We start from the raw sequence: 24245 nt of genomic DNA on the forward strand, positions 1-24245 counted from the left end.
CCTTAATCTGTTATTGGACTTTAGCTCCTACATTACGCCACGTCAGGTTCAAGATTCAAGAGTTCACCGTAAACTAAATTCAAAGTTTTAATCTCGGTAATCTCAATCTCCGCAAAGCGTCCGACCCAAGCAGGGTCACCAATAAATGTTACTAAACGTGTATTGTCGGCTGTGCCCACTAAAATATTCGGGTCTTTGTCGGAAACATTTTCAATTAGGACACGTTGTACTGTTCCGAGCATTGCATCGGTCTTATCAATACTTGATTGTTTGATCCATTGCTGAACTTTGGCCAAACGCTCTTTTTTAACATCTTCAGGTGTGGTGTCTTCAAGTTCAGATGCAGGTGTTCCCGGACGTTTTGAGTAGATAAAACTATAGGAATGGTCAAAATCCATATCTTGAATAAACTGATAAGTTTCTTCAAAGTTTTGATCAGTTTCACCCGGGAAGCCAATAATAAAGTCGCTAGATAAGTGCATGTCTGGGCGTACTTTACGTAATTTGGCAATCTTGTCGATATACACATCAATAGTGTGGTTACGTTTCATGGCTTGTAATACATCATTCGAGCCACTTTGCACAGGCAAGTGTAAATGCGACACCATTTGCGGTAAATCACGGTAGCATTGAATCAAATCATCATTAAATTCTAGCGGGTGTGATGTGGTGTAGCGAATTCGCCCAATACCAGGTACTTCGGCAACCAAACGCAGTAAGTCAGCGAAAGTACAAATTTTGCCGTCAAAAGTTTCACCACGGTAGCCATTCACGTTTTGACCGAGCAAGCTAATTTCACGTACACCTTTTTCAGCCAAAGTCGCAATTTCAGCCAAGACGTCATCTAAAGGACGTGACACTTCTTCACCGCGTGTGTAGGGAACTACACAGAAAGAACAGTATTTTGAACAGCCTTCCATAATCGACACAAAGGCTTTAAACCCTTCTACACGAGGTTCAGGTAAAAAGTCGAATTTTTCAATGTCTGGGAAAGAAATATCCACCAGTTTGATTTTTTCTTTTTTTGGTTTTTCAACCTGATCATGGTGCTGATCAAGCATTTGTGGCAAACGGTGCAAGGTTTGTGGGCCAAAAATCATATCCACATACGGCGCACGTTTTTGGATGTTATCGCCTTCCTGAGAAGCCACACAACCGCCTACACCAATGACCAAATCGGGATTTTTTTCTTTAAGCTTGCGCCAACGTCCTAATTCAGAAAATACTTTTTCTTGGGCTTTTTCACGAATTGAACAGGTATTCATGAGCAAAATATCGGCATCGGCAGGGTTGCTGGTCAGCACATAACCGTGCGAGTCACCCAAAAGGTCTGCCATACGGTGACTGTCATACTCATTCATCTGACACCCTTGCGTTTCGATATACAGTTTTTTAACTGAACCGTCGGCTGGGGTGTGCTGTGGCTGGGTAACAGTGTTTTCTGAGGCAGCTTGGGCACCATTGGGGATGAAGGTTTGAACCGTCATGTAGGCTCCTAAGAGATAATTCACGTGTTCGTTTAAAAAAATAAACGGAATAGATAAAACAAAGGGGCGTATTTTAGCAGGAATTCAAGATAAACTGACAGACTTTAATCCATGCATCACATACTTGAAATGTGAAGTAAAATTGTTGGCAGTTTGATTTCAAGATTAATAGTGTCTAATCAGAAGGTTACATAACAGAACACAACTTGGGTTCTAGAGTAATTAAACTAAGTTAAATGATTGGATGCGAACCTCGAGGCAAAAGTAAATGACTGAAGGCAAGCGAATGCTGCAAATGATGAATCAAAATAATAAATTAACGAAAAAGCTTGTATTAAGTCTGGTCTCGCTTGCCGTAATGACAGGTACGCATGCCGCAAATGAACAGTTTAATGATGCACTGCGCGCAGCCAATTCAGGCGATGTCGATTTATTGCAGCAGTATCAGCATGCCATGCAAAATGATGTCTTGGGCTACTATCCTGAATACTGGGCACTGAACACCAATTTGGGTATGCAACCTGCCAGTGCCATTGTGCAGTTTGCACAGCGTCATCCACAATCGGCGATGGCAGAAAAACTCGCAGCCGATTACATCGAAGAAAAAGTGAAACAGGCCGATTTTAGCAGTGCCCAACCTGTGCTTGCCTATGTGAGTAATGCAGATCAAGCCGAAAGCTGTGCCATAGCACAAGTCCGTACCCGTTCGGGTGATCCTTTGGTGGTCGCAGAGTTTAAGGATGTGTGGCTGAATACCAGTACACAACCTGAATCTTGTACAGGTTTGGGACGAATGATGCTGTCGAGTCCGTTAATGACTCAGCAAGATAAACAGCAACGCTTATGGGCACAATTGCGTGCAGGGCAGTCAGGACTCGCTTTAGCGACTGCGCAAAGTTTAGGTATGAATATCAGTTTGGCACAATTGAACAGCATTCAAGCCAATCCACTGAATTATTTGTGGTCTGCGCCTAAAGCAAGCAACGAAGACCATGCCTATCTTATTTATGCGATCGGACGTTTAGCCGATAGCGATTTAGACTCGGCACTTTCTTCACTAAAACGCAGTGCAGAAGGTACGCCAGAATCGGTACAAAAAGCCTTGTATCGTGCTGTGGGATATATTGGCGGCACTACAGTCATGAAAAACAATTTTAAGCGTGAAGTGTTAAGTGCCTTAGACGCCAGTTATGGCTTACCTTTTAGTCCCGAAGAAGCAGAAATTTATGCCCGTCAGGCGATTCGTTTTGGCGCATGGGAAAGTGTGATTCGTGCTGTAGACAGCATGAGTGTGACTCAAAAACAGGAAGATCGTTGGCAATATTGGTTGGCACGTGCTTCAGAACAACGCAATGATGCAGCGTCGAAACGTAGTGCACAAAATATTTATAAAAAACTGGCGCAGGGTGATGATTATCACAACTTGTTGGCAAAAGATCGTCTTGGGCAGCGTTACAATGCCATTCCAGTAAATAGCCAGCCGACAACCAATGACTTACAGCGTTTGAATCAGGATATTCACTTTAACCGTGCCTTTACTTTGCGTGAAATTAATGCACCTGCCAATTATGTCAACCGTGAATGGAACTGGGCGGTACGTCAGGCGTATTTAAGACAGGATGATGGTTTGATTTTAGCAGCGGCTAAGCGTGCGACCGATATGGGTTGGTATGATCGTGCCATTTATGCAGCAGATCGTACTGTGAATAAGCACAACTATAGTTATCGATATGCCATGCCACACCGTAATTATGTGGTGAGCCACAGTCAAAATGCAGGTATCGACCCCGCTTGGGCTTATGGACTGATGCGTCAGGAAAGCCGTTTTAATACTACTGCGCGTTCGCATGTCGGCGCAGGTGGACTGATGCAAATCATGCCCGATACAGCACGTTTGGTTGCACGACAAATGGGGGAAACTTATAATCCTGCCGCGCTGAGTGACATGAATACCAATATTCGTTATGGCACATTTTATTTGTCGACCATTCAGCGACAGTTAAGCAATAGTCCAGTACTCGCCACAGCAGGGTATAACGCGGGGCCGAACCGTGCGCGCCGTTGGCAGCCCGAGTTTCAAGCGATTGCTGCAGACCAATATACCGAGAGTATTCCATTGTTAGAAACACGTGACTATGTCAAGCATGTCATGACCAATGCCACACATTATGGTGTGTTGTTGGGGCAGGGTGGACAATCGATGAGTAGTCGTATGCAACATATTCCATCGCGGAATACACCTTAGGAAAATGTTACAAGTGATACAGTTAGATGATCATGCGTGTTGATATATAGATGCGTGAGTCATTGGGTGTATAAGAATTTAGGGGGCTGAAGCATTGAAAGTGTGGATGAGTACAGTTTTACAGCCAATTCAAGTGACACTGCTCGGTTTGTGTGGTGCAGCTTTGGTTTTGTGTACGCAAAATGCATTTTCTGCCCCCGTGCAAGGCTATGTGATGTCTGTGCAAATGACGCCCGCCGTGTGTTTAATCGATTCGAGTAAAAGCAAAAAGCGTAAATGTTTAGAAGGCTATTCACTGAATATTGAAGGCTTATATCCTGAAGTTGCTGCGCGTGAGTGCAGTACTCAGTCATCGGCGAAGTTGCCGCCTTTGCAAGCCAAAGTGGTGGCGCGGGTCATGCCTGATGAAGCTGCACGGGTACAATTGTGGCAAGCCATTGGTGGCTGTGTGCCCATGAATGCCAGCCAATATTTCCGGATGATCATTAACAATGCTGATCGGATTAACGTGCCTTCGGTATTGACAGGGCAAGACACGCAGACGGTGCAATTGTCACAACTGCGAAGTTTGTTTCTCAAGTCCAATTCAGGTATGTCATTTAAAAGCGTGCATTTTCAGTGCTCTAACCATCAAGGCAAAAGTTATTTAACTGAAATCAAAATTTGTTATAACACTGCAGGGCGCTACAAGCAGTGTAGTGCGGCGGTTGAATCCAATTGCCCGAATCAGTTTGTTATTAAAGGTTCTTACTAGTTTGCTAGGTGCCTGTATTTTTTGACTTTTAAGATTTTTGAGAAATTTTATTCATATTTTCTATCAGACTTTTGTGGAATTTGATGTGCTTTTGCATGCATCTGATGAATGATTGGAGTACAATCTTTCGCGTTTATGATTATTAAGATTAGATAGAACAGCTATTTAATCGCATTGACTATCCTCTCAATTGGAGATAATTACATGAAGCAACCTGTTCGCGTTGCCGTTACTGGCGCTGCTGGTCAAATTGGTTACAGCCTATTATTCCGTATCGCTAGCGGTGAAATGTTGGGTAAAGACCAACCAGTTATCCTTCAATTATTAGAAGTTCCTTTTGAGAAAGCTCAAGCTGCGCTTAAAGGCGTAATGATGGAACTTGACGACTGTGCTTTCCCATTATTGGCTGGCATGATCGGTACTGATGATCCTAAGGTTGCATTTAAAGATGCTGACTACGCGTTATTGGTTGGTTCTCGTCCACGTGGTCCTGGTATGGAACGTGCTGACCTTCTTAAAGTAAACGGCGAAATCTTTATTGGTCAAGGTCAAGCACTTAACGAAGTTGCTAGCCGTGACGTTAAAGTTCTAGTTGTTGGTAACCCAGCGAACACGAATGCTTATATCGCAATGAAATCTGCTCCAGATCTTCCAGCGAAAAACTTCACAGCAATGTTACGTCTTGACCACAACCGTGCGTTAACTCAACTTGCTCAAAAAGCTGGCGTTGCTGTTTCTGACATCAAAACAATGACAGTTTGGGGTAACCACTCTCCAACAATGTATGCTGACTACCGTTTTGCAACTGCAAATGGCGAAAGCTTAAAAGACAAAATCAACGATGCTGAATGGAATAAAGACGTATTCCTTCCTACAGTTGGTAAGCGTGGCGCTGCGATCATCGAAGCACGTGGTTTATCTTCTGCTGCATCTGCTGCAAACGCTGCAATTGACCACATGCGTGACTGGGCGCTTGGTACAAACGGCGAATGGGTAACGATGGGTATTCCTTCTGACGGTTCTTACGGTATCCCTGAAGGCGTAATGTTCGGTTTCCCTGTAACTTGCGAAAATGGCGAATACAAAATCGTTCAAGGTCTTGAAATTGACGAGTTCAGCCGTGAGCGTATCAACTTCACGTTAAACGAACTTGAAGAAGAACGTGCAGCAATTGCTGACATGATTAAATAATTTAATCTGCTAGATTAAGTTAAAAACTCGGTTACGAGTTAGGCCAGTCAATTTTATTGACTGGCCTTTTATTTTCTATGTTCATATTTCTGATAAAAATAAGACTTATGAATCAAATTACCTTATATTTTTTATCAAATGTAAGAATGAATTATCTGCGATAAAATAAGCAGTCAGCCCAACAGCGTAGGGGAAATTGCGTAGAATACGCGGGTTTCCTTTTTCAAATTCTCTCTTCCATGTCTGTTATTGTTGCTGCTTCCCAAAGATCGAATGTTTCGGTTTGGGTGGCTTTTATCTTATTAATTGTGGGTACCTTGGGTGCCTATCAAATTGTTGGTCTGAATCAAGCGCTGTTATTTTTGATTGGCGGTGCTTTGGGGATGACCTTGTATCATGCTTCTTTTGGCTTTACTTCTAGCTGGCGCGTATTTATTAAAGAAGGGCGCGGGCGTGGGTTACGTGCCCAAATGATTATGTTGGGTTTGGCGGTATTGCTATTTTTTCCTGCCTTAGGCGCAGGTGAATTATTTGGAAATCCTGTCAAAGGTAATGTAAATCCTGTTTCCATGTCAGTCATGATTGGTGCCTTTATTTTTGGTATTGGTATGCAATTGGGCGGCGGTTGTGCTTCAGGTACTTTGTACACCGTTGGCGGTGGTAGTGCCCGCATGTTGGTGACCTTATTCTTCTTTTGCTTAGGTTCGTTGATTGCAACATCACATTTGGATTGGTGGTTTAACCTACCACATTTAGCACCCATTTCTATTGTAGAAAGCTTTGGGGTGATTCCTGCGCTGCTGTTGAGTTTCGTTATTTTTGCGTTAATTGCAGCCGTGACAGTATGGGTTGAAAAGAAACGCCATGGCAGTTTAGAGGCAGAGCCACAAAGTCAGCAGCACGGCTGGAAGCGTTTCTTGAAAGGCCCTTGGCCGTTGATTTGGGGCGGCATTATTTTAACCCTGCTTAACTTTGCTACCTTGGCCTTGGCAGGTCGTCCGTGGGGTGTAACCTCTGCGCTTGCAGTTTGGGCAGCAAAAGTGGCGACCTTTGCAGGAATGGATGTGAGTGCTTGGGATTACTGGCAACAACCTGGTAATGCTAAAGCTCTGGCCAATTCACTTTGGCATGACATTACCTCGATGATGAATTTTGGCATCATGCTCGGTGCTTTGCTTGCAGCGAGTTTGGCAGGCAAGTTTGCGCCTAACTTTAATATTCCACGTCGCTCACTGGTTGCAGCAGTTGTTGGTGGCCTATTACTTGGCTATGGCGCACGTTTAGCATACGGTTGTAATATCGGTGCTTACTTCAGCGGTATAGCTTCAGGAAGTGTGCATGGTTGGTTGTGGTTGGTATTTGCTTTTATGGGGAATGCGATTGGTGTAAAACTGCGCCCAATTTTCTTTCCAAGTGAAAAGCCACAACCTGAAAAATTAACAGGTTGCTAAATTCAAAACTAAACCTATTCAGCCAGTCAGCGTAAATTTTGACTGGCTTTTTTATTTTGTAGTCTCTTTACAGCTTTAAGCTAAACATCCGACATGATTCTTATCAACAATTTTTGATTCATTCTTACTTGTATTGCATGCTTTGAAACTTGCACAGAAACAGTTGTGTTGTACAAAAAATAACATGCTGCAACTCGGCTGCTGCTGAATGCTTTTATAAAGCGAGTTACAGTCATCTTAATTACAGAAAGAGTTAAAGGAGGATGGCATGTTTGACCAACAACCGACCTTAGAACTGTTATTTGAACAATTGGGTTTAGATGCAGATGATGCAGCAATTGATCAATTTATTCGTGACCATCAACTACCTGCAGAAACGAAATTACATTGTGCCGAGTTTTGGACAGAGGGTCAGCGCCAATTTTTGCAAAGCCACTGGAAAAAAGATGATGATTGGGCCATTGTGATTGAAACTTTAAATGAGCAATTACATAGTGATCAGCATCCGAGTGTTTAATCGGTATTTAAGTTAAAAGTTTTTAAGTGAAATCAAATACTTTTCATCTGAAAAGAACCAGTAAATTGTGTGCTCACAAAAAGATACAACAAACCCAGTCGGAAGACTGGGTTTTTTATACAAATTGTTATAAGTTGGTTGAATAAGGAATTACAACGAAACTAATAAAAGGGGGCAAGGTGCTCATGCAAAATACTCCATCATTAGCCATGTTATTCAGCCAACTCGGTTTAGCCAGCAGCCCTGCAGCCATTGAATTGTATGTACGTACGCATCAATTACCTGCACATATTAATTTACATGAAGCGCCGTTTTGGAATAAATCACAACGTGAATTTTTAATCAGTCATTTGGTACAAGACGATGATTGGGCCATTTGGATTGATGAACTCAATCAACAATTACATTTAGATGCTTATCGTTTACAAGCTGTTTAGGTTCAAGTCATTATCATCTTTAATATTTTTAGTATAAAAAAACGCCTCAGAACGTTCTGAGGCGTTTTTTTAATGCATTCTGCTTTTGAGAATTTGTTTAAACCAGACTTCTGTTTGATAGGCGTTAAAAGCAGGGTGAATTTGTAAGAGTTCCAAATCAAATTCGGCAGTTTTACTGTACTTACCTAACCAGTGGCGACACAGTGCGCTTTCATTTTTACTGGCACTGGCATAGGCCAAGAAAAAGAAAATATCTCCATGTGCATAATGAGTCATGGCTTTTAAAATTTGTTGAGTAATTAAGGCGTATTTTGCATCGCGGGTCAGCTCAAAATACATCATATAGGCTTTGGCTAAATGCAAAGACAAGTTGATATACAGCGTCAACGGTATTTCTTCAAATTCAATCCGACCTTGTTCCAACAGCACAATGGCTTCTTGCAAAAAGTAAATCTGTTCTTGGCGTAACTCGCTCAAACTCACCAATTGTAAGCGTAAATCGGCACGTTCTAATGCCAATTCAGGCGTATTGCCTTGTAAAAAAAGTTGGTCGGTTTCCCCAATACGTTGAATAAGCTGTTGAGTCGAGTTGCGCATGGGTGAATTCCTGATAGCAATATTTGCTCTACATCGGGGCAAATTTACAGTTTTAAAGCCAATAGTCTGAAAAATGCGGTCTGTTTTTACCAAAGTTGATTGCCGCTGCGTAGCCATGCGGTAATGGAAAGACGTTGCTGTGTCGCAGGCAAAACTTCGTGCAATAAATCACTTTGGAAAATTGCAATCCGATTTGGGCGTGGTTCTATAATTTGCCATGCTCCATGTTTGTCTTGTAAACGTAGTTGTCCACCCCAATCTGTCTGCCATTCAGGGTGTAAATAATAGACAGCAGAAATCACCCGATCATTTTTTTGTTGTGGATTATCGCGGTGCAAGGCATAAAAAGAACCTGCTTGGTAGCTGGCAAAATGCGCTTCGACCTCACGAATCCCTAAATAAAATGCCTGATTGAATTGTTCGGCCAAAGTCAAAAGGGTTTGGGTATGTTGTTGTGCAATGCTTAAATTTTCGTGAATCCATAAAATATGATCACTGCGAATTTTGCTGACCACACCATTTTGAATGGCTGCTTCACGAAATTGATCTAAATTTTGACTACACTCTGCGAGAACTTGTTGTTGATATTCAGGTGAATAGGCATCATCCAACATGGCAAAACCATGCAAATCTAAATCTTCAAGAATTTGATCAATATTCCAAGATTTTGGAAGCAGTGTGGCGTCCATAAAATAGATACTCAGACAAAATGCAAGACAAGCTGATTATTTTAGAGGAATACAAGCTCCTGAATGAAACTTTTTTTCATGCTAAAATGTCGGTTGATTTTAGGAATGAACCAAACATGAATTATCGTCACCATTTCCATGCGGGCAACTTTGCCGATGTCATGAAGCATGTTTTATTGCTGCAAATTCTGACACGTTTAAATGCCAAAGATAAACCTTATCGCTATGTCGATACACATGGCGGTGCGGGTAAATATGACTTATCTTTAGCACCTGCACAAAAATCGGGCGAATTTTTAAATGGTATTCATCGTTTAGTGAAACTAGATGATTCAATCAAACGTCAGGCACCAGAAGGCGTACAGCAGTATTTAAAACTGGTTGAAGCAATGCGTGAAACGGATGGGCAAGGTGCATATCCCGGTTCGCCGTGGTTTGCTTTACAAGGCATGCGTGACATCGATAAAGCGACCATTTTTGAAATGCAGCGCGATGTATTCCAGCAATTACGTCATAACATTCGTGACAAGCGCGCAGGTCTACATGAGCGTGATGCTTACGAAGGTTTATTGGGCGTCATTCCACCGAAAGAAAAACGCGGCTTGGTGATGATTGATCCACCGTATGAATTAGAACGTAAAGATTTCCCACAGTTGGTAGAATTATTGGCAGCTGCACATAAAAAATGGCCAACAGGCGTATTTGCGGTGTGGTATCCAATTAAAGACCGCGCCATGATTGAGCGTTTTGAAAAGAAAATGTTTAAAACAGGGATTCGCCGTCAACTCATTTGTGAAATTTGTGTATGGCCTGACGATACTCCTGTGGGTTTAAATGGTTGTGGTTTATTGGTGATTAATCCACCGTGGAAATTCTCTGAAGATGCAGATGAAGCCCTGCAATGGTTGTTCCCACACTTGCGTATGCAAGAACACGGTGGACACGCTGCAGTGCGTTGGTTAGTTGGCGAATAAAAAATTAAATAGACGTTCAGGTTACAGTTAGGACACAAAATAATGACAAACACATCTAAGCCCGAAGGAGAATATAGTTCCCGTGATCTTGAGCATGACGGAATTACATTTGAAGTGGTGGAAGAAGAACATACCCGTGAAGGGCAAAAGGTGAAACGTCGTGGTATCTATCTGTGGCCAAACCTGATTACCACGGCAGCCTTGTTGTCGGGTTTTTACTCCATTATTGCGAGTATGAATGGCGAATTTAGCCAAGCCATCTATGCCATATTTCTAGCAGCATTGTTTGATGGCTTAGATGGTCGTGTGGCACGTGCCATTGGTGCTCAAAGTCCATTTGGCGAACAGTTTGATTCATTATCCGATATGCTTGCTTTTGGCGTTGCACCTGCGATTTTGATGTATAGCTGGAGTTTGCACGATTTAGGTCGTATCGGCTTGGCAGCCTGCTTTGTGTATACGGCTTGTGCCGCATTCCGTTTGGCGCGTTTTAATGTGCAAATTGGTGTGGTCGATAAACGCTACTTTATTGGTGTGGCAAGTCCTTTGGCAGCACTGATTATCGTGTCTTTGGTTTGGGTAGGTCGGGACTTTCCTGAACTGTATGATATTCGTGAAACTGGACTACAAATCCTCAATGCTGTGATTATTATTGCAGTAGGATTATTGATGATTTCCAATATTAAATATTATTCATTTAAAACCTTTGACCGTAAGCGTGTGCCGTTTTTTGTATTGCCAATCGCAGTATTTATCCTTGCAGCCATGACGTACAATATCCCTGTAGGAATTTTAGTGATTTCAATTATTTATGCGCTTTCAGGTTTCGTGACCACTTTTATGGCAAGAAAAAATGCAGTGAGTTAATTAAGCTTTCATAAAAGCATCAACTCACAAGGAGTTTGATATGCAGCTGTTTCAAGATTTTCTCGATCGTTCCAAACAACTCAATCAAACTCCTGCGGCAACCGCCAAACTGCCTTATCACGCCCCGAAACATCATTATAAGTTTATCTATCAGGGCTTAATTCTTCCTAACTTGCCTGCACCTTTACATTATCTCAACTTTATCGGCTTATTGGGCAGTCTAAATACTGCAATGCTGCGCCCTGAAAATGTGATTACAACTTCAGCTTTAGATACGGCCAGTATTCTTTGTAGTAGTAGCCCACACATGGTGGGACAGTCCAATCATTATTCAATACAACACGATTGCGTATTTACCGCACAGTATTTTCAGTTTGCCAATAAAGAACGCATTACAGGACATTTTCCGCAATTTCATATTCAACGTGAAGATAGCGAACTCAGCTTTGATTTAAAGATCACCACAAGCTCTACAATTTCATATTTCACCAAATTGCGAATGAATTTGGCAGAACATTGGTCTTTGTTGTGTCAGTGTCAGGGAAGTGTGCGTTATAAAGATCAGCATTTCCAGATTGAGCAATTGGGCAGTTTTGAGTTTGCTCGTTCCATCCAGTTTCCTTATTTCGCTGTGGCATTTTTTTGCTATCAGGTGATTAATCTGAATCATCAGCGACAAATGATATTGCTACAAAGCCGTGATGTGTTGAATCGAATTTTGCAATCTCGAATCTATCTGCGAGATGCGAACACTGAGCAAACTCGGGTATTTGATGGGCAAGTACAATTTAATATTCAACGGGTTTATCCAAAAGTAAAAACGCCAACAGGTCAGTGTATGTATTTGCCACGTGAGTTTGAATGGCGCTATCAAGATGAAGATAGCACCTCAATTCATCTACAAGCGCAGAGTCGTGGTGATTTTAAATTTGGGGTTGCGGTAGGTTATGTCGGAAGTTTTCAATATCAGTTGGCTATAAATGGTGATCAACAACAAGGTGAAGGCGGTTATTGTGAATATATCGACTGCCGCGCACTGAAGTGGCAAGAATATGATCAGCCAGAAAAAATGCCAGATGTAGTCCTGAATCCTGAACCTTTTATGATCAAGAAAAAGAAATAAACAATATTTTGTAGAAAAGTGAAGTTTTTGCTGAATAAATAACCACTCGAACTGAAAAACGCATAAAACTTAAAAAGAGGGGTTGCAAGGCGAAATAATTGACCTATAATGCACATCCATCGGCGGTGATGAAGATTAAAACTTCTGATAAAACAATGACTTGATTGAAATTGATTGGGTTGGGTTTTAGAAAGTAAGTTTAAAATAATTTAAATTACCAGTTGACACTTTAGAAATAAAGCGTAATATAGCCGACCTAGCTTGATGCTGACGAAGCGTTGAGAAGATCATTAAGAGATTATGAAGAACAACTTGTGTGGATTTTTACTGATTGATTGATCGAACATATTTTCATTGATTGATTGGTTTAAATTACTCGAAGTTTATTTGAGCGAAATTTAAGTCAGAAATTGATGAGCCAGATTTGGAAGTTTAGATTAAAACTTCAAAATGATTTTAACTGAAGAGTTTGATCATGGCTCAGATTGAACGCTGGCGGCAGGCTTAACACATGCAAGTCGAGCGGGCGAGGTTGCTTCGGTAACTGAGCTAGCGGCGGACGGGTGAGTAAAGCTTAGGAATCTGCCTATTAGTGGGGGACAACATTCCGAAAGGGATGCTAATACCGCATACGTCCTACGGGAGAAAGCAGGGGCTCTTTATGACCTTGCGCTAATAGATGAGCCTAAGTCGGATTAGCTAGTTGGTGGGGTAAAGGCCTACCAAGGCGACGATCTGTAGCGGGTCTGAGAGGATGATCCGCCACACTGGGACTGAGACACGGCCCAGACTCCTACGGGAGGCAGCAGTGGGGAATATTGGACAATGGGGGGAACCCTGATCCAGCCATGCCGCGTGTGTGAAGAAGGCCTTTTGGTTGTAAAGCACTTTAAGCGAGGAGGAGGCTTACCTGGTTAATACCTGGGATAAGTGGACGTTACTCGCAGAATAAGCACCGGCTAACTCTGTGCCAGCAGCCGCGGTAATACAGAGGGTGCGAGCGTTAATCGGATTTACTGGGCGTAAAGCGCGCGTAGGTGGTTAATTAAGTCAAATGTGAAATCCCCGAGCTTAACTTGGGAATTGCATTCGATACTGGTTAGCTAGAGTATGGGAGAGGATGGTAGAATTCCAGGTGTAGCGGTGAAATGCGTAGAGATCTGGAGGAATACCGATGGCGAAGGCAGCCATCTGGCCTAATACTGACACTGAGGTGCGAAAGCATGGGGAGCAAACAGGATTAGATACCCTGGTAGTCCATGCCGTAAACGATGTCTACTAGCCGTTGGGGGATTTGATCCTTTAGTGGCGCAGCTAACGCGATAAGTAGACCGCCTGGGGAGTACGGTCGCAAGACTAAAACTCAAATGAATTGACGGGGGCCCGCACAAGCGGTGGAGCATGTGGTTTAATTCGATGCAACGCGAAGAACCTTACCTGGCCTTGACATAGTAGAAACTTTCCAGAGATGGATTGGTGCCTTCGGGAATCTACATACAGGTGCTGCATGGCTGTCGTCAGCTCGTGTCGTGAGATGTTGGGTTAAGTCCCGCAACGAGCGCAACCCTTTTCCTTACTTGCCAGCATTTCGGATGGGAACTTTAAGGATACTGCCAGTGACAAACTGGAGGAAGGCGGGGACGACGTCAAGTCATCATGGCCCTTACGGCCAGGGCTACACACGTGCTACAATGGTCGGTACAAAGGGTTGCTACCTCGCGAGAGGATGCTAATCTCAAAAAGCCGATCGTAGTCCGGATCGCAGTCTGCAACTCGACTGCGTGAAGTCGGAATCGCTAGTAATCGCGGATCAGAATGCCGCGGTGAATACGTTCCCGGGCCTTGTACACACCGCCCGTCACACCATGGGAGTTTGTTGCACCAGAAGTAGGTAGTCTAACCGCAAGGAGGACGCTTACCACGGTGTGGCCGATGACTGGGGTGAAGTCGTAACAAGGTAGCCGTAGGGGAACCTGCGGCTGGATCACCTCCTTAACGAAAGATTGACGATTGGTAAGAATCCACAACAAGTTGTTCTTCATTGATGTATCTGAGGGTCTGTAGCTCAGTTGGTTAGAGCACACGCTTGATAAGCGTGGGGTCACAAGTTCAAGTCTTGTCAGACCCACCACTACTGACGAAGCAATTATGCAGAAGAAGATACATCGAATCACAGATGATAAGCTGGGGACTTAGCTTAGTTGGTAGAGCGCCTGCTTTGCACGCAGGAGGTCAGGAGTTCGACTCTCCTAGTCTCCACCACGTACTTTTAAGTATAGGATAAGCTAAAGATTGCAGAATTTAGTAAGTATAAGCTTATTAAGTTCTGTGATTTAAATATCACAGTATTTAGTGCGATCTGACGAAGACGCATTAATTCATTAACAGATTGGCAAAAATTGAGTCTGAAATAAATTGTTCAACTCATTTAATTCAAGATTGACAATAATGCTTCGGTGTTACGGTTTAATTACGAATTGAAATGAGAACTAGCAAATTAACTGAATCAAGCGTTTTGGTATATGAATTTAGATTGAAGCTGTACAGTGTTTAAGTGCACGAGACTTTGAACTGTAGATTAAATAAATCATTGATTATTTATTTAATTGTCTTAATCCTACTTGTAGGGATTAACGACTGTTTGGGGTTGTATAGTCAAGTAATTAAGTGCATGTGGTGGATGCCTTGGCAGTCAGAGGCGAAGAAAGACGTGATAGCCTGCGAAAAGCTCCGGGGAGGCGGCAAATATCCTTTGATCCGGAGATTTCTGAATGGGGAAACCCACCTACCTTAAGGTAGGTATCGTATGATGAATACATAGTCATACGAAGCGAACGCGGGGAAGTGAAACATCTCAGTACCCGTAGGAAAAGAAATCAATTGAGATTCCCTCAGTAGCGGCGAGCGAAAGGGGAAAAGCCCATTAAGTTATGTGTGTTTTAGTGGAATGCTCTGGGAAGTGCAACCATAGTGGGTGATAGTCCTGTACACGAAAAGGCACACATAATGATGACGAGTAGGGCGAGGCACGTGAAACCTTGTCTGAATATGGGGGGACCATCCTCCAAGGCTAAATACTCCTGACTGACCGATAGTGAACCAGTACCGTGAGGGAAAGGCGAAAAGAACCCCTGTGAGGGGAGTGAAATAGATCCTGAAACCGCATGCATACAAGCAGTGGGAGCCAACTTGTTTGGTGACTGCGTACCTTTTGTATAATGGGTCAGCGACTTATATTCAGTAGCGAGGTTAACCGAATAGGGGAGCCGTAGAGAAATCGAGTCTTAATAGGGCGTCTAGTTGCTGGGTATAGACCCGAAACCGGGTGATCTATCCATGAGCAGGTTGAAGGTTGGGTAACACTAACTGGAGGACCGAACCCACTGTCGTTGAAAAGCCAGGGGATGACTTGTGGATAGGGGTGAAAGGCTAATCAAACTCGGTGATAGCTGGTTCTCCCCGAAAGCTATTTAGGTAGCGCCTCGGACGAATACCATTGGGGGTAGAGCACTGTTTCGGCTAGGGGGTCATCCCGACTTACCAAACCGATGCAAACTCCGAATACCAATGAGTACTATCCGGGAGACAGACTGCGGGTGCTAACGTCCGTAGTCAAGAGGAAAACAATCCAGACCGCCAGCTAAGGCCCCAAAATCATAGTTAAGTGGGAAACGATGTGGGAAGGCATAGACAGCTAGGAGGTTGGCTTAGAAGCAGCCACCCTTTAAAGAAAGCGTAATAGCTCACTAGTCGAGTCGGCCTGCGCGGAAGATGTAACGGGGCTAAAACTATGTGCCGAAGCTGCGGATGCATAATTTATTATGCGTGGTAGGGGAGCGTTCTGTAAGCCGAAGAAGGTGGATTGAGAAGTCTGCTGGAGGTATCAGAAGTGCGAATGCTGACGTGAGTAACGACAAAACGGGTGAAAAACCCGTTCGCTGAAAGACCAAGGGTTCCAGTCCAACGTTAATCGGGGCTGGGTGAGTCGACCCCTAAGGCGAGGCCGAGAGGCGTAGTCGATGGGAAATTGGTTAATATTCCAATACTTCAGTGTAATGCGATGAGAGGACGGAGAAGGTTAAGTCAGCCTGGCGTTGGTTGTCCAGGTGAAAGGAAGTAGGCATGCATCTTAGGCAAATCCGGGGTGCTCTATGCTGAGATCTGATAGCAAGCTGTACTTGTACAGTGAAGTGGCTGATACCCTGCTTCCAGGAAAAGTCTCTAAGCTTCAGTTACACTGGAATCGTACCCGAAACCGACACAGGTGGTCAGGTCGAGTAGACCAAAGCGCTTGAGAGAACTCTGCTGAAGGAACTAGGCAAAATGGTACCGTAACTTCGGGAGAAGGTACGCTGTTGATGGTGATAGGACTTGCTCCTTGAGCTGTCGACAGCCTCAGAAACCAGGCCGCTGCAACTGTTTATTAAAAACATAGCACTCTGCAAACACGAAAGTGGACGTATAGGGTGTGATGCCTGCCCGGTGCTGGAAGGTTAATTGATGGGGTTAGCGTAAGCGAAGCTCTTGATCGAAGCCCCAGTAAACGGCGGCCGTAACTATAACGGTCCTAAGGTAGCGAAATTCCTTGTCGGGTAAGTTCCGACCTGCACGAATGGCATAATGATGGCGGCGCTGTCTCCAGCAGAGGCTCAGTGAAATCGAATTCGCCGTGAAGATGCGGTGTACCCGCGGCTAGACGGAAAGACCCCGTGAACCTTTACTGCAGCTTGACATTGAACTTTGACCTTACTTGTGTAGGATAGGTGGGAGGCTTTGAAACTTGGACGCTAGTCCGAGTGGAGCCGTCCTTGAAATACCACCCTGGTAATGTTGAGGTTCTAACTCTGTCCCGTTATCCGGGACGAGGACCATGTCTGGTGGGTAGTTTGACTGGGGCGGTCTCCTCCTAAAGAGTAACGGAGGAGTACGAAGGTGCGCTCAGCGTGGTCGGAAATCACGCGTAGAGTATAAAGGCAAAAGCGCGCTTAACTGCGAGACCCACAAGTCGAGCAGGTACGAAAGTAGGTCTTAGTGATCCGGTGGTTCTGTATGGAAGGGCCATCGCTCAACGGATAAAAGGTACTCTGGGGATAACAGGCTGATACCGCCCAAGAGTTCATATCGACGGCGGTGTTTGGCACCTCGATGTCGGCTCATCTCATCCTGGGGCTGAAGCAGGTCCCAAGGGTATGGCTGTTCGCCATTTAAAGAGGTACGCGAGCTGGGTTTAGAACGTCGTGAGACAGTTCGGTCCCTATCTACCGTGGGCGCTGGAAATTTGAGAGGATCTGCTCCTAGTACGAGAGGACCAGAGTGGACGAACCTCTGGTGTACCGGTTGTGACGCCAGTCGCATCGCCGGGTAGCTATGTTCGGAAGGGATAACCGCTGAAAGCATCTAAGCGGGAAGCCTACCTCAAGATAAGATTTCCCCGAGGCTTTATGCCTCCTAAAGAGCCGTTGAAGACTACGACGTTGATAGGTTGGATGTGGAAGCATAGCGATATGTGAAGCTGACCAATACTAATTGCTCGTGAGGCTTGACTATACAACACCCAAACAGTTGTTGTATCACAAGCATCAATCGATTCATAAAAGATCACTTGAAACTGATCAGATCAAATATCTTGATTCAGCCCTTGCTGAACATGAAATTTCAGATACAATAGCCAACCTGTTAATAACTCATTTGGAACAAAGTAAGGCATTACATGCAAAAGCAGAGTAACTAAGACCCGAACAAGTCCATAACAGTTGTGCTGGCGACCATAGCAAGAGTGAACCACCTGATCCCTTCCCGAACTCAGAAGTGAAACCTCTTCGCGCTGATGGTAGTGTGGGGTTACCCATGTGAGAGTAAGTCATCGCCAGCTCATTATTCAAAACACCCTCAACTAACGTTGAGGGTGTTTTTTATGTGGGAAAGAAAATATTAAAAACTATAAAAAGTGAAGGCAAAATAAAACCATCAGGGGATGGTTTTAAAGAGTAAGCATACTTTCTAAATTTGATTAGATTTCACGTAGTTGTCGACGTGCATGTTTAAATGCTGTTCTTAAACCTTCTTCTAGTGTTGGATGGTAGAACGGTTTATCTAAAATATCTTCAAGTGTGAGTTCTTCATCAATCATCCAAGCCAATAAATGCGCCATGTGCTCAGCAGCATCTACAAATAATTCAGGACCTAATAATTTTTGACTTTTATTATCAATATAAACTTCAATAGCACCTTTATTTTTTCCGAGCACCAATGCTCGACCTTGCTTTTCATAAGAAACATAGCCTGTCGTAAATGCAATATTTTGATCTTTCAATTGTTTATGGTTTTGCCCTTCAGATGCCATTTCGGGTGAGCTAAACACAATGCCCATGGGTGTTAATGTTTTAATATTTTCATTGTTTGGAAAGTTTAAGCAATTATGCACGGCTTCACGTCCTTCATGTGCTGCTTCATGTTGAATGGGGGTGTTAGTGTGTGCATCACCCACAATAAAAATAGCATGCTGTCCGAGTTGTTTGGTATGAGGATCAATAGGGAGTTGTTTGATGTTGTTAAAACTTGTATCAATATTTTCAAGTTGAAGCTGATCTAAATAGCTACGTCTACCCGTAGCAACCAATACATAATCGGCAGTTAAGCTCTGTGTTTGTCCATCTTCTTGATATTCAATTTTCACACCTTGTGCTGTTTTTTGTAGTTGGGTTGGCAATGTTTCAAATTTGATATTCAACTCTTGACTGAGTGTATCTTGCGCAATAGTTTGCAGTTTTGGGATGCTGTGTGAACCAACTTTACAACTACGGGCAAAAATAGTGGTTTGTACGCCTAAGCGTTGCATAGTTTGAGCTAATTCGATTGCAATCACACCACGGCCAATGATGGCCAAAGATTGCGGTAAGTTTTCTAATTCAAAAATTTGATCTGAGGTAATTAAACGTTCACCTAAGTTTTCTTTCCATGCTTGGTCATAAGCAGGAGTAGAACCGACTGCAATAATAAAAGCTTTTGCATGATATTGCTGTTCTTTCACTTGAATTATATGGGCATCTATAAAAGTCGCAAAGCCTGAAATCTTATGTGATGCATCCCAACGATCTACATCTTTTTGTGTGGCACGGGTAAAACGATCACGTCATTGGCGTACGTGCGTAATGATTTGGGATGCATCAATTTTTACATCTACCGTGAGTGCATCTTCTTGTGCATGCTGAATGTCATTCATGCGATTGGCACTAGAGATGAGGACTTAGCTAGGAATACAATCAACGCGGGCACAGATGGTGTCCCATGGACCGTGATTGATGATGAGTAGGTTTTGGGTGTATTTAATCGCTTCTTTATAGGCGCTAATGCCTGCGGTGCCTGCACCAATAATAATGAGGTCGTACATTTGTGAGCTACTTCATGTAATAAATAAATTTAGGCTAACACAAGCAAAACATTTATCATGCTTTTATTTACATAAAGCAGTAACTATGGTTACATATCTGACAATATTAATTATGTATTTGATTAACTCATAGTTTTAGAGGGATTTGGGGAATAACTCAATGAAAAAGAAAGAAATTAGTTTGAAATTTTCGGCTGTGGCTTTAGCAGTTTTATTGGCTGGCTGTGGTGGCGGTGGAAGTGACGGGTATTATAACCAAAATGAAAATACTACTGGTGGAGGTTCGGGTACTGATAACGGTATTGAAACACCAGTAGTTGCTAAATTAAATATCACTAATGTTGAAGTTTTTGACAACAATAATCAAAAAACTACAGCTTTAACAATTCTTGGTGCAAGTGCGAGTGTAAAAGTAACTGACCAAAATGGTCAGCCAGTAAGTGGTGCATTAGTAACATTCACGGGCGAAAATATTAGTTTTGAAACTTCAAATGCTACAGTGCTCTCAAATGCTGATGGAATTGCAAAAATTGGAATTAAGCCTGTTGATGAAACTAAAACTGGTATTTTTAAAATTGCTGCAAATGCAGAAATTGGTGGTAATACTGCCAATACAAGCGATACCTTTGTATCTGTTGAAGCTCTAAAAACTAAGTTTGATAATCTTGTATTTGATAATTCAACTATTGATGCAGGTGGTTCTGTTAAAATTAGTCTAAAAACTGTCGATAGCTCGACAGATATTGCACAAAATAATGTGCAAGTAACTTTTAGCTCAGATTGTGGAACGTTTACGAATAACACAGTAAACTCAAATCAAGGTTTAGTTGAAACAACTTATACTGCCATATCTAACGGAGGCCAATTATGTAATGGCACTCAAGTTATTAGTATTAGTGCAAATAATGGTGCAACGACGACTACTAAGAACATTACAATTAATCCGATTAAAGCCAATTCACTTGTATATAGTTCAGGTGAAGTTAAGTTAGGTGCCGCTAATAGTGGTTCCAGTGCATCTGGTAAGGTTGAATTTACAGTATATTCAAATAATCTGCCTGCTAAGAACCAAGATGTATTGGTTGAGCTCATTTATGCGCCAAATGACCTTAGTTTTATTACATTGTATAACAAAAAAGAAAAAACAATTAAATCTAATGATGAAGGTAAGATTGTCGTAGATATCTTCCCTGGTAGCATACCAGGACCTGTGGAGCTTAAAGCCACCCTTGCTAGTGATACAAGTGTTACAGCATTGACAAAAGATGTTTCTGTTGCAACAGGACGTGTTACACAAAATGGTTTGAGTCTATCGGTAACTAAGAATGCATTACAATGGGATATTGATGGCGACAAAGCTACGATTGTTGCGCGTTTACGAGATCGTGTTGGTAATAAAGTTCCTGATGGTACAGTTGTAAGTTTTGTTACAGAGGGCGGAAGTATTACGCCGAATTGTTCAACAATTGATGGCGAATGTAGTGTTGTTTTACAGACTCAGAACCCACGTCCAGCTGATAATCGCGTAACCGTTTTAGCTTATGTTGAAGGCGATAAATCTTATATTGATAAGAACTCTGATAATTTATATACAGCGGGTATTGATGAGCTCACGAGCAATATTGGTGACTTCTTCCGTGATGATAATGAGAATACGATTTTTGAAGCAGCTTTAGGTGAGTTTTTATATAAACGTGGGGCAGTAGGGAATACCTGTGCAGTCAGTACTTTTGCTCAACCAAATATCTCAGGAACATGTAGTTCAGAACTTTCTGCAGTAATTCGTCAACAGTTAGTCTTCTCATTTAGTAATGATGTGCCAACAATTAAAGATGTAGCTGTGACTACAAGCAAAACAAACTTTACGTTCAAGCTGTTTGGTAATAGCGCGCAATCTGTTCCTATGCCGACTGGAACAACAGTAGCCGTACAAGCAGAAGATAATACTAAAGATAATGAAAAATCATGTTCAGCAGAGTTATGGAGTGGTAATGCAACCGTTCCATCTGTGTTTAATTTACTAACGCCTTCAACATTTGCGTCGAGTACACAAGTAAATTATTCATACCGCTTAAAAGAATGTGATTCGGGGGATAGTTTAATCTTGACTGTAACAGCTCCGACAGGACAAATTACAAAACAAGAATACACGATTCGTTAAAATAAAAAAACAGCGCTTCAGCGCTGTTTTTTTATGGGGATTTCAATTTAAAATTAAAGAGAAGTCCCCACACTCACACCCACCGTCGGGCGTACTTGCATAGAACTACAAGCACTCAGAAGCAAGACACACATCACCACCAATAAAACTTTATTCATGCAACAAACCTTGAGATTTTGCCTGATGAAATACCGCACTAGAACGAGTGCCACTACGACAAATCATCAGAATGGGTTTTGGAAGCTCATTATAATATTTAGCGAATTCAAGAATGTCTGTTTGAAAAATTTTACCGCTATTAACGGGCTGATAAAGCACACTGATCTGAGATTTTTCCGCGATATTACGTAATTCACTCACCTTGACTGCATTGCCCATTTCTTGATCAGGACGATTCACAATCACAGATTTAAAACCTTGTCGCATCAACTATGAAAAATTGTCAGCATTCATCTGACCTGCAACACTGACTTTGCTATTTAAAGCCTGAGCATCGTTTTGAGCGTGACTCAGCGAGATACTGCTACAGATCAGAACACAGCAAAATACATACTTGAGGATGGATTTAGTCATCCAACAAATCCATTTGTTTTGCTAACTGAAATAAGTTGTTTGAACGGTTACCCGTGCGGCAGAACATCAACACAGGTTTTGGCAATTCGTTATAGTGATTGGCAAAAGTACGCACATCTACTTCAGTAATTTGACCAGACAGCACTGGCTGATAGACATAATCTAAACCTGCTGCACGTGCAGCTTCTTCAATTTGCGCACTGGTTGGTTGCTCAGCACCACCTTCCATATCTGGGCGGTTATTAATAATTGATTTAAAGCCCTTCTCTACAACTTGGCTCACATGCTCAGGGCCAATTTGACCCGCAAAACCGACTTGTTCAGACATGGGAATACTCCATCATTTTATTCATGACAATATGCTTTATGATAGCATTAAGCAGATTCAAGAGCAGAATGTTCTGAAATATTTATAACGACGATAACGATAAAATAACGCAATGGAGCGCTTATGCATTCCTATATGGTTGAGCCTTTATATGTCAAAAGTGATCACGAGGTGATTGCTGCAGACTTTTATCGCCCTAAATCTATAGAAAAACCCGCGGTCATTCTGATGGCGCATGGTCTGGCGGCCTTGCGTCATTTTAAATTGGTGCAATATGCACAACACTTTGCTCAGGCAGGCTATGCTGTGGTGCTATTTGATTATCGTTATTGGGGCGCAAGTACAGGGCGTCCACGTGAATTGGTGTCCATAGAGGCACAGTTAGATGATTGGCGTAGCATGATTTCACACATTGCAGAACGTAAATCCATTGATGCCAAACGTATGATTCTGTGGGGGACTTCACTAAGTGGGGGATATGTACTGAGTTTGGCCTCGCGCTTACACAATATTGCCACAGTCATGGTACAAGTGCCTTTTGTAGATGGTGCTGAAAGTGCCAAGTTGTATCCTTTACAGCAACTTCCAAAAGCCCTAAAAATTTCCAGTCAGGACTATATGGGAGCAAAGGTGGGGATGTCGCCCAAAACCCTGGCAGTAGTGGCGCAAAAAGAACTGTGTTTTTTACCGACTGCAGACAGTTATGCAGGTTATATGTCAATTGTGAACCCCGATCATTACTGGAGTGGGGAAATTCCTGCTCGGGTATTTTTTAATTTGATTCGTTATCGTCCCATTCAAGAAGTGCGGCAAATCAACATTCCTGTGTTATTTATTGCCGCGCAGCGTGACAGCCTGATTCCAATTGAGTCGAGTCGTGAAGCGGCCACCAATATTGCACCTTATGTGCAATATGAGGAGTGGGATATGCAACATTTCGATATTTATCATGGAGAATGGTTTAAAAAAGCGATTCAGACCCAATTAGAGTTTTTACAGCAACTGTTTGGAGTCAGTAAATGATTATTGTATGCCCTGAATGCGGTGCAAAAAACCGTGTACCTGAAGATAAATTATCTGCAAATCCTGCATGTGGGCAGTGTCATCAAGCGCTGATTCCTCTTGCACCAATTGAATTAAATGAGCAAAACTTCAGTAATTTTATTCAAAATAGTGATTTACCTATTTTGATTGATCTTTGGGCGGACTGGTGTGGCCCTTGCAAGATGATGGCACCACATTTTGCCACAGTCGCTAAGCAAAATCCGCAGGTGGTGTTTGCCAAAATTGATACCGAAGCCAATCCACGTTTAAGCAGCGCGTTTCATGTGCGCAGTATTCCAACACTGGTATTGATGAATAAAAGCAATGAAATTGCTAGAATAAGCGGCGCGCTACGAGCGACTGAATTACAACAGTGGTTGGATCAGCAACTCAACGCCCAGTCTTAATGCACTGTTC

General features: G+C 42.7%; 16 protein-coding genes, 2 tRNA genes, 3 rRNA genes and 2 pseudogenes. 17 read left to right on the top strand and 6 right to left on the bottom strand.

Annotation, left to right across the window (positions count from 1 at the left end; all coding sequences use genetic code 11):
• Nucleotides 1–32: 32 nt before the first annotated feature.
• Complete coding sequence (gene miaB, locus LZP46_RS02540) at nucleotides 33–1487, bottom strand: tRNA (N6-isopentenyl adenosine(37)-C2)-methylthiotransferase MiaB (protein ID WP_004976194.1); 1455 nt, start codon at nucleotides 1485–1487, stop codon at nucleotides 33–35.
• Between the two features lie 358 nt (nucleotides 1488–1845).
• Between miaB and LZP46_RS02545 the strand changes: the two genes are divergently transcribed.
• From LZP46_RS02545 to LZP46_RS02570, 6 genes are all read left to right on the top strand, one after another.
• The gene (locus tag LZP46_RS02545; protein ID WP_236095161.1) at nucleotides 1846–3732 is read left to right on the top strand and encodes a lytic transglycosylase domain-containing protein; all 1887 of its coding nucleotides are present in this window, start codon (nucleotides 1846–1848) and stop codon (nucleotides 3730–3732) included.
• Between the two features lie 106 nt (nucleotides 3733–3838).
• Nucleotides 3839–4486 carry a ribonuclease T2 family protein gene (locus LZP46_RS02550; RefSeq protein ID WP_236094593.1) on the top strand — a complete coding sequence of 216 codons (648 nt, stop codon included), beginning with the start codon at nucleotides 3839–3841 and terminating at the stop codon, nucleotides 4484–4486.
• 204 nt (nucleotides 4487–4690) lie between these two features.
• Nucleotides 4691–5677 carry a malate dehydrogenase gene (locus LZP46_RS02555; RefSeq protein ID WP_019836931.1) on the top strand — a complete coding sequence of 329 codons (987 nt, stop codon included), beginning with the start codon at nucleotides 4691–4693 and terminating at the stop codon, nucleotides 5675–5677.
• 239 nt (nucleotides 5678–5916) lie between these two features.
• Nucleotides 5917–7128 (top strand): YeeE/YedE family protein, encoded by a 1212-nt coding sequence (locus tag LZP46_RS02560; protein ID WP_178318592.1) that lies wholly within the window; start codon nucleotides 5917–5919, stop codon nucleotides 7126–7128.
• A 268-nt stretch (nucleotides 7129–7396) separates the two neighbouring features.
• Nucleotides 7397–7645, top strand: a complete 249-nt coding sequence (locus LZP46_RS02565; protein WP_236094594.1) for a DUF2789 family protein — start codon at nucleotides 7397–7399, stop codon at nucleotides 7643–7645.
• Nucleotides 7646–7824: 179 nt separating this feature from the next.
• On the top strand, nucleotides 7825–8082 hold the full coding sequence (locus tag LZP46_RS02570) for a DUF2789 family protein (RefSeq protein ID WP_026438086.1): 258 nt from the start codon (nucleotides 7825–7827) through the stop codon (nucleotides 8080–8082).
• A 69-nt stretch (nucleotides 8083–8151) separates the two neighbouring features.
• On the opposite strand, the gene LZP46_RS02575 is transcribed toward LZP46_RS02570, so the two are convergent.
• Both LZP46_RS02575 and LZP46_RS02580 read right to left on the bottom strand, forming a co-directional pair.
• On the bottom strand, nucleotides 8152–8679 hold the full coding sequence (locus LZP46_RS02575) for a hypothetical protein (protein WP_154321050.1): 528 nt from the start codon (nucleotides 8677–8679) through the stop codon (nucleotides 8152–8154).
• Nucleotides 8680–8765: 86 nt separating this feature from the next.
• A complete protein-coding gene (locus tag LZP46_RS02580; protein WP_104853047.1) occupies nucleotides 8766–9368 on the bottom strand; it encodes a 2OG-Fe(II) oxygenase in 603 nt (200 codons plus the stop codon).
• A 116-nt stretch (nucleotides 9369–9484) separates the two neighbouring features.
• On the opposite strand from LZP46_RS02580, the gene LZP46_RS02585 reads away from it, so the two are divergent.
• From LZP46_RS02585 to rrf, 8 genes are all read left to right on the top strand, one after another.
• Complete coding sequence (locus tag LZP46_RS02585; RefSeq protein ID WP_026438537.1) at nucleotides 9485–10342, top strand: 23S rRNA (adenine(2030)-N(6))-methyltransferase RlmJ; 858 nt, start codon at nucleotides 9485–9487, stop codon at nucleotides 10340–10342.
• Between the two features lie 42 nt (nucleotides 10343–10384).
• Nucleotides 10385–11209 carry a CDP-diacylglycerol--serine O-phosphatidyltransferase gene (gene pssA, locus LZP46_RS02590; protein WP_230243986.1) on the top strand — a complete coding sequence of 275 codons (825 nt, stop codon included), beginning with the start codon at nucleotides 10385–10387 and terminating at the stop codon, nucleotides 11207–11209.
• A gap of 40 nt (nucleotides 11210–11249) precedes the next feature.
• On the top strand, nucleotides 11250–12332 hold the full coding sequence (locus LZP46_RS02595; RefSeq protein ID WP_236094595.1) for a DUF6670 family protein: 1083 nt from the start codon (nucleotides 11250–11252) through the stop codon (nucleotides 12330–12332).
• Nucleotides 12333–12789: 457 nt separating this feature from the next.
• Nucleotides 12790–14327: ribosomal RNA gene (locus LZP46_RS02600) — 16S ribosomal RNA — on the top strand.
• Between the two features lie 59 nt (nucleotides 14328–14386).
• Nucleotides 14387–14463, top strand: a tRNA-Ile gene (locus tag LZP46_RS02605).
• 55 nt (nucleotides 14464–14518) lie between these two features.
• Nucleotides 14519–14594: transfer RNA gene (locus LZP46_RS02610), tRNA-Ala, on the top strand.
• A gap of 391 nt (nucleotides 14595–14985) precedes the next feature.
• A 23S ribosomal RNA gene (locus LZP46_RS02615) occupies nucleotides 14986–17879 on the top strand.
• Between the two features lie 210 nt (nucleotides 17880–18089).
• Nucleotides 18090–18204: ribosomal RNA gene (rrf, locus tag LZP46_RS02620) — 5S ribosomal RNA — on the top strand.
• Together the 16S, 23S and 5S rRNA genes with 2 tRNA genes alongside form the textbook arrangement of a ribosomal RNA operon.
• 138 nt (nucleotides 18205–18342) lie before the next feature.
• Here the strand turns inward: rrf and LZP46_RS02625 are convergent.
• A pseudogene (locus LZP46_RS02625) lies at nucleotides 18343–19722 on the bottom strand (dihydrolipoyl dehydrogenase).
• A gap of 160 nt (nucleotides 19723–19882) precedes the next feature.
• On the opposite strand from LZP46_RS02625, the gene LZP46_RS02630 reads away from it, so the two are divergent.
• On the top strand, nucleotides 19883–21883 hold the full coding sequence (locus LZP46_RS02630) for a hypothetical protein (RefSeq protein ID WP_236094596.1): 2001 nt from the start codon (nucleotides 19883–19885) through the stop codon (nucleotides 21881–21883).
• A gap of 150 nt (nucleotides 21884–22033) precedes the next feature.
• Here LZP46_RS02630 and LZP46_RS02635 read toward each other — a convergent pair.
• Both LZP46_RS02635 and LZP46_RS02640 read right to left on the bottom strand, forming a co-directional pair.
• Nucleotides 22034–22456, bottom strand: a pseudogene (locus LZP46_RS02635) (beta-lactamase hydrolase domain-containing protein).
• Nucleotides 22449–22784: a TIGR01244 family sulfur transferase gene (locus tag LZP46_RS02640; RefSeq protein ID WP_234114542.1), complete on the bottom strand. Its 336-nt coding sequence runs from the start codon at nucleotides 22782–22784 to the stop codon at nucleotides 22449–22451. The pseudogene LZP46_RS02635 and the gene LZP46_RS02640 overlap by 8 nt, the downstream one beginning before the upstream one ends.
• A gap of 123 nt (nucleotides 22785–22907) precedes the next feature.
• On the opposite strand from LZP46_RS02640, the gene LZP46_RS02645 reads away from it, so the two are divergent.
• Together LZP46_RS02645 and trxC are read left to right on the top strand one after the other, a co-directional pair.
• Entirely contained in the window at nucleotides 22908–23807 is a 900-nt protein-coding gene (locus tag LZP46_RS02645) for an alpha/beta hydrolase (protein ID WP_234114544.1), read from the top strand.
• Entirely contained in the window at nucleotides 23804–24235 is a 432-nt protein-coding gene (gene trxC / locus LZP46_RS02650; protein ID WP_104853053.1) for a thioredoxin TrxC, read from the top strand. Before LZP46_RS02645 ends, trxC begins: the two co-directional genes overlap by 4 nt.
• Nucleotides 24236–24245: the final 10 nt, after the last annotated feature.

The organism is Acinetobacter sp. SCLZS86 (genome assembly GCF_021560715.1).
In the GTDB taxonomy this organism is placed as follows: Bacteria; Pseudomonadota; Gammaproteobacteria; order Pseudomonadales; family Moraxellaceae; genus Acinetobacter; species Acinetobacter towneri_A.

Bases quoted from the DNA above. Each gene is read 5' to 3' on its own strand.
- LZP46_RS02585 (WP_026438537.1), top strand. From the start codon at position 9,485: ATGAATTATCGTCACCATTTCCATGCGGGCAACTTTGCCGATGTCATG.
- LZP46_RS02640 (WP_234114542.1), bottom strand. From the start codon at position 22,784: ATGTCTGAACAAGTCGGTTTTGCGGGTCAAATTGGCCCTGAGCATGTG.
- LZP46_RS02545 (WP_236095161.1), top strand. From the start codon at position 1,846: ATGACAGGTACGCATGCCGCAAATGAACAGTTTAATGATGCACTGCGC.
- LZP46_RS02595 (WP_236094595.1), top strand. From the start codon at position 11,250: ATGCAGCTGTTTCAAGATTTTCTCGATCGTTCCAAACAACTCAATCAA.
- LZP46_RS02630 (WP_236094596.1), top strand. From the start codon at position 19,883: ATGAAAAAGAAAGAAATTAGTTTGAAATTTTCGGCTGTGGCTTTAGCA.
- pssA (WP_230243986.1), top strand. From the start codon at position 10,385: ATGACAAACACATCTAAGCCCGAAGGAGAATATAGTTCCCGTGATCTT.
- LZP46_RS02550 (WP_236094593.1), top strand. From the start codon at position 3,839: ATGAGTACAGTTTTACAGCCAATTCAAGTGACACTGCTCGGTTTGTGT.
- LZP46_RS02565 (WP_236094594.1), top strand. From the start codon at position 7,397: ATGTTTGACCAACAACCGACCTTAGAACTGTTATTTGAACAATTGGGT.
- LZP46_RS02555 (WP_019836931.1), top strand. From the start codon at position 4,691: ATGAAGCAACCTGTTCGCGTTGCCGTTACTGGCGCTGCTGGTCAAATT.
- LZP46_RS02580 (WP_104853047.1), bottom strand. From the start codon at position 9,368: ATGGACGCCACACTGCTTCCAAAATCTTGGAATATTGATCAAATTCTT.
- LZP46_RS02575 (WP_154321050.1), bottom strand. From the start codon at position 8,679: ATGCGCAACTCGACTCAACAGCTTATTCAACGTATTGGGGAAACCGAC.
- LZP46_RS02645 (WP_234114544.1), top strand. From the start codon at position 22,908: ATGCATTCCTATATGGTTGAGCCTTTATATGTCAAAAGTGATCACGAG.
- miaB (WP_004976194.1), bottom strand. From the start codon at position 1,487: ATGACGGTTCAAACCTTCATCCCCAATGGTGCCCAAGCTGCCTCAGAA.
- LZP46_RS02560 (WP_178318592.1), top strand. From the start codon at position 5,917: ATGTCTGTTATTGTTGCTGCTTCCCAAAGATCGAATGTTTCGGTTTGG.
- trxC (WP_104853053.1), top strand. From the start codon at position 23,804: ATGATTATTGTATGCCCTGAATGCGGTGCAAAAAACCGTGTACCTGAA.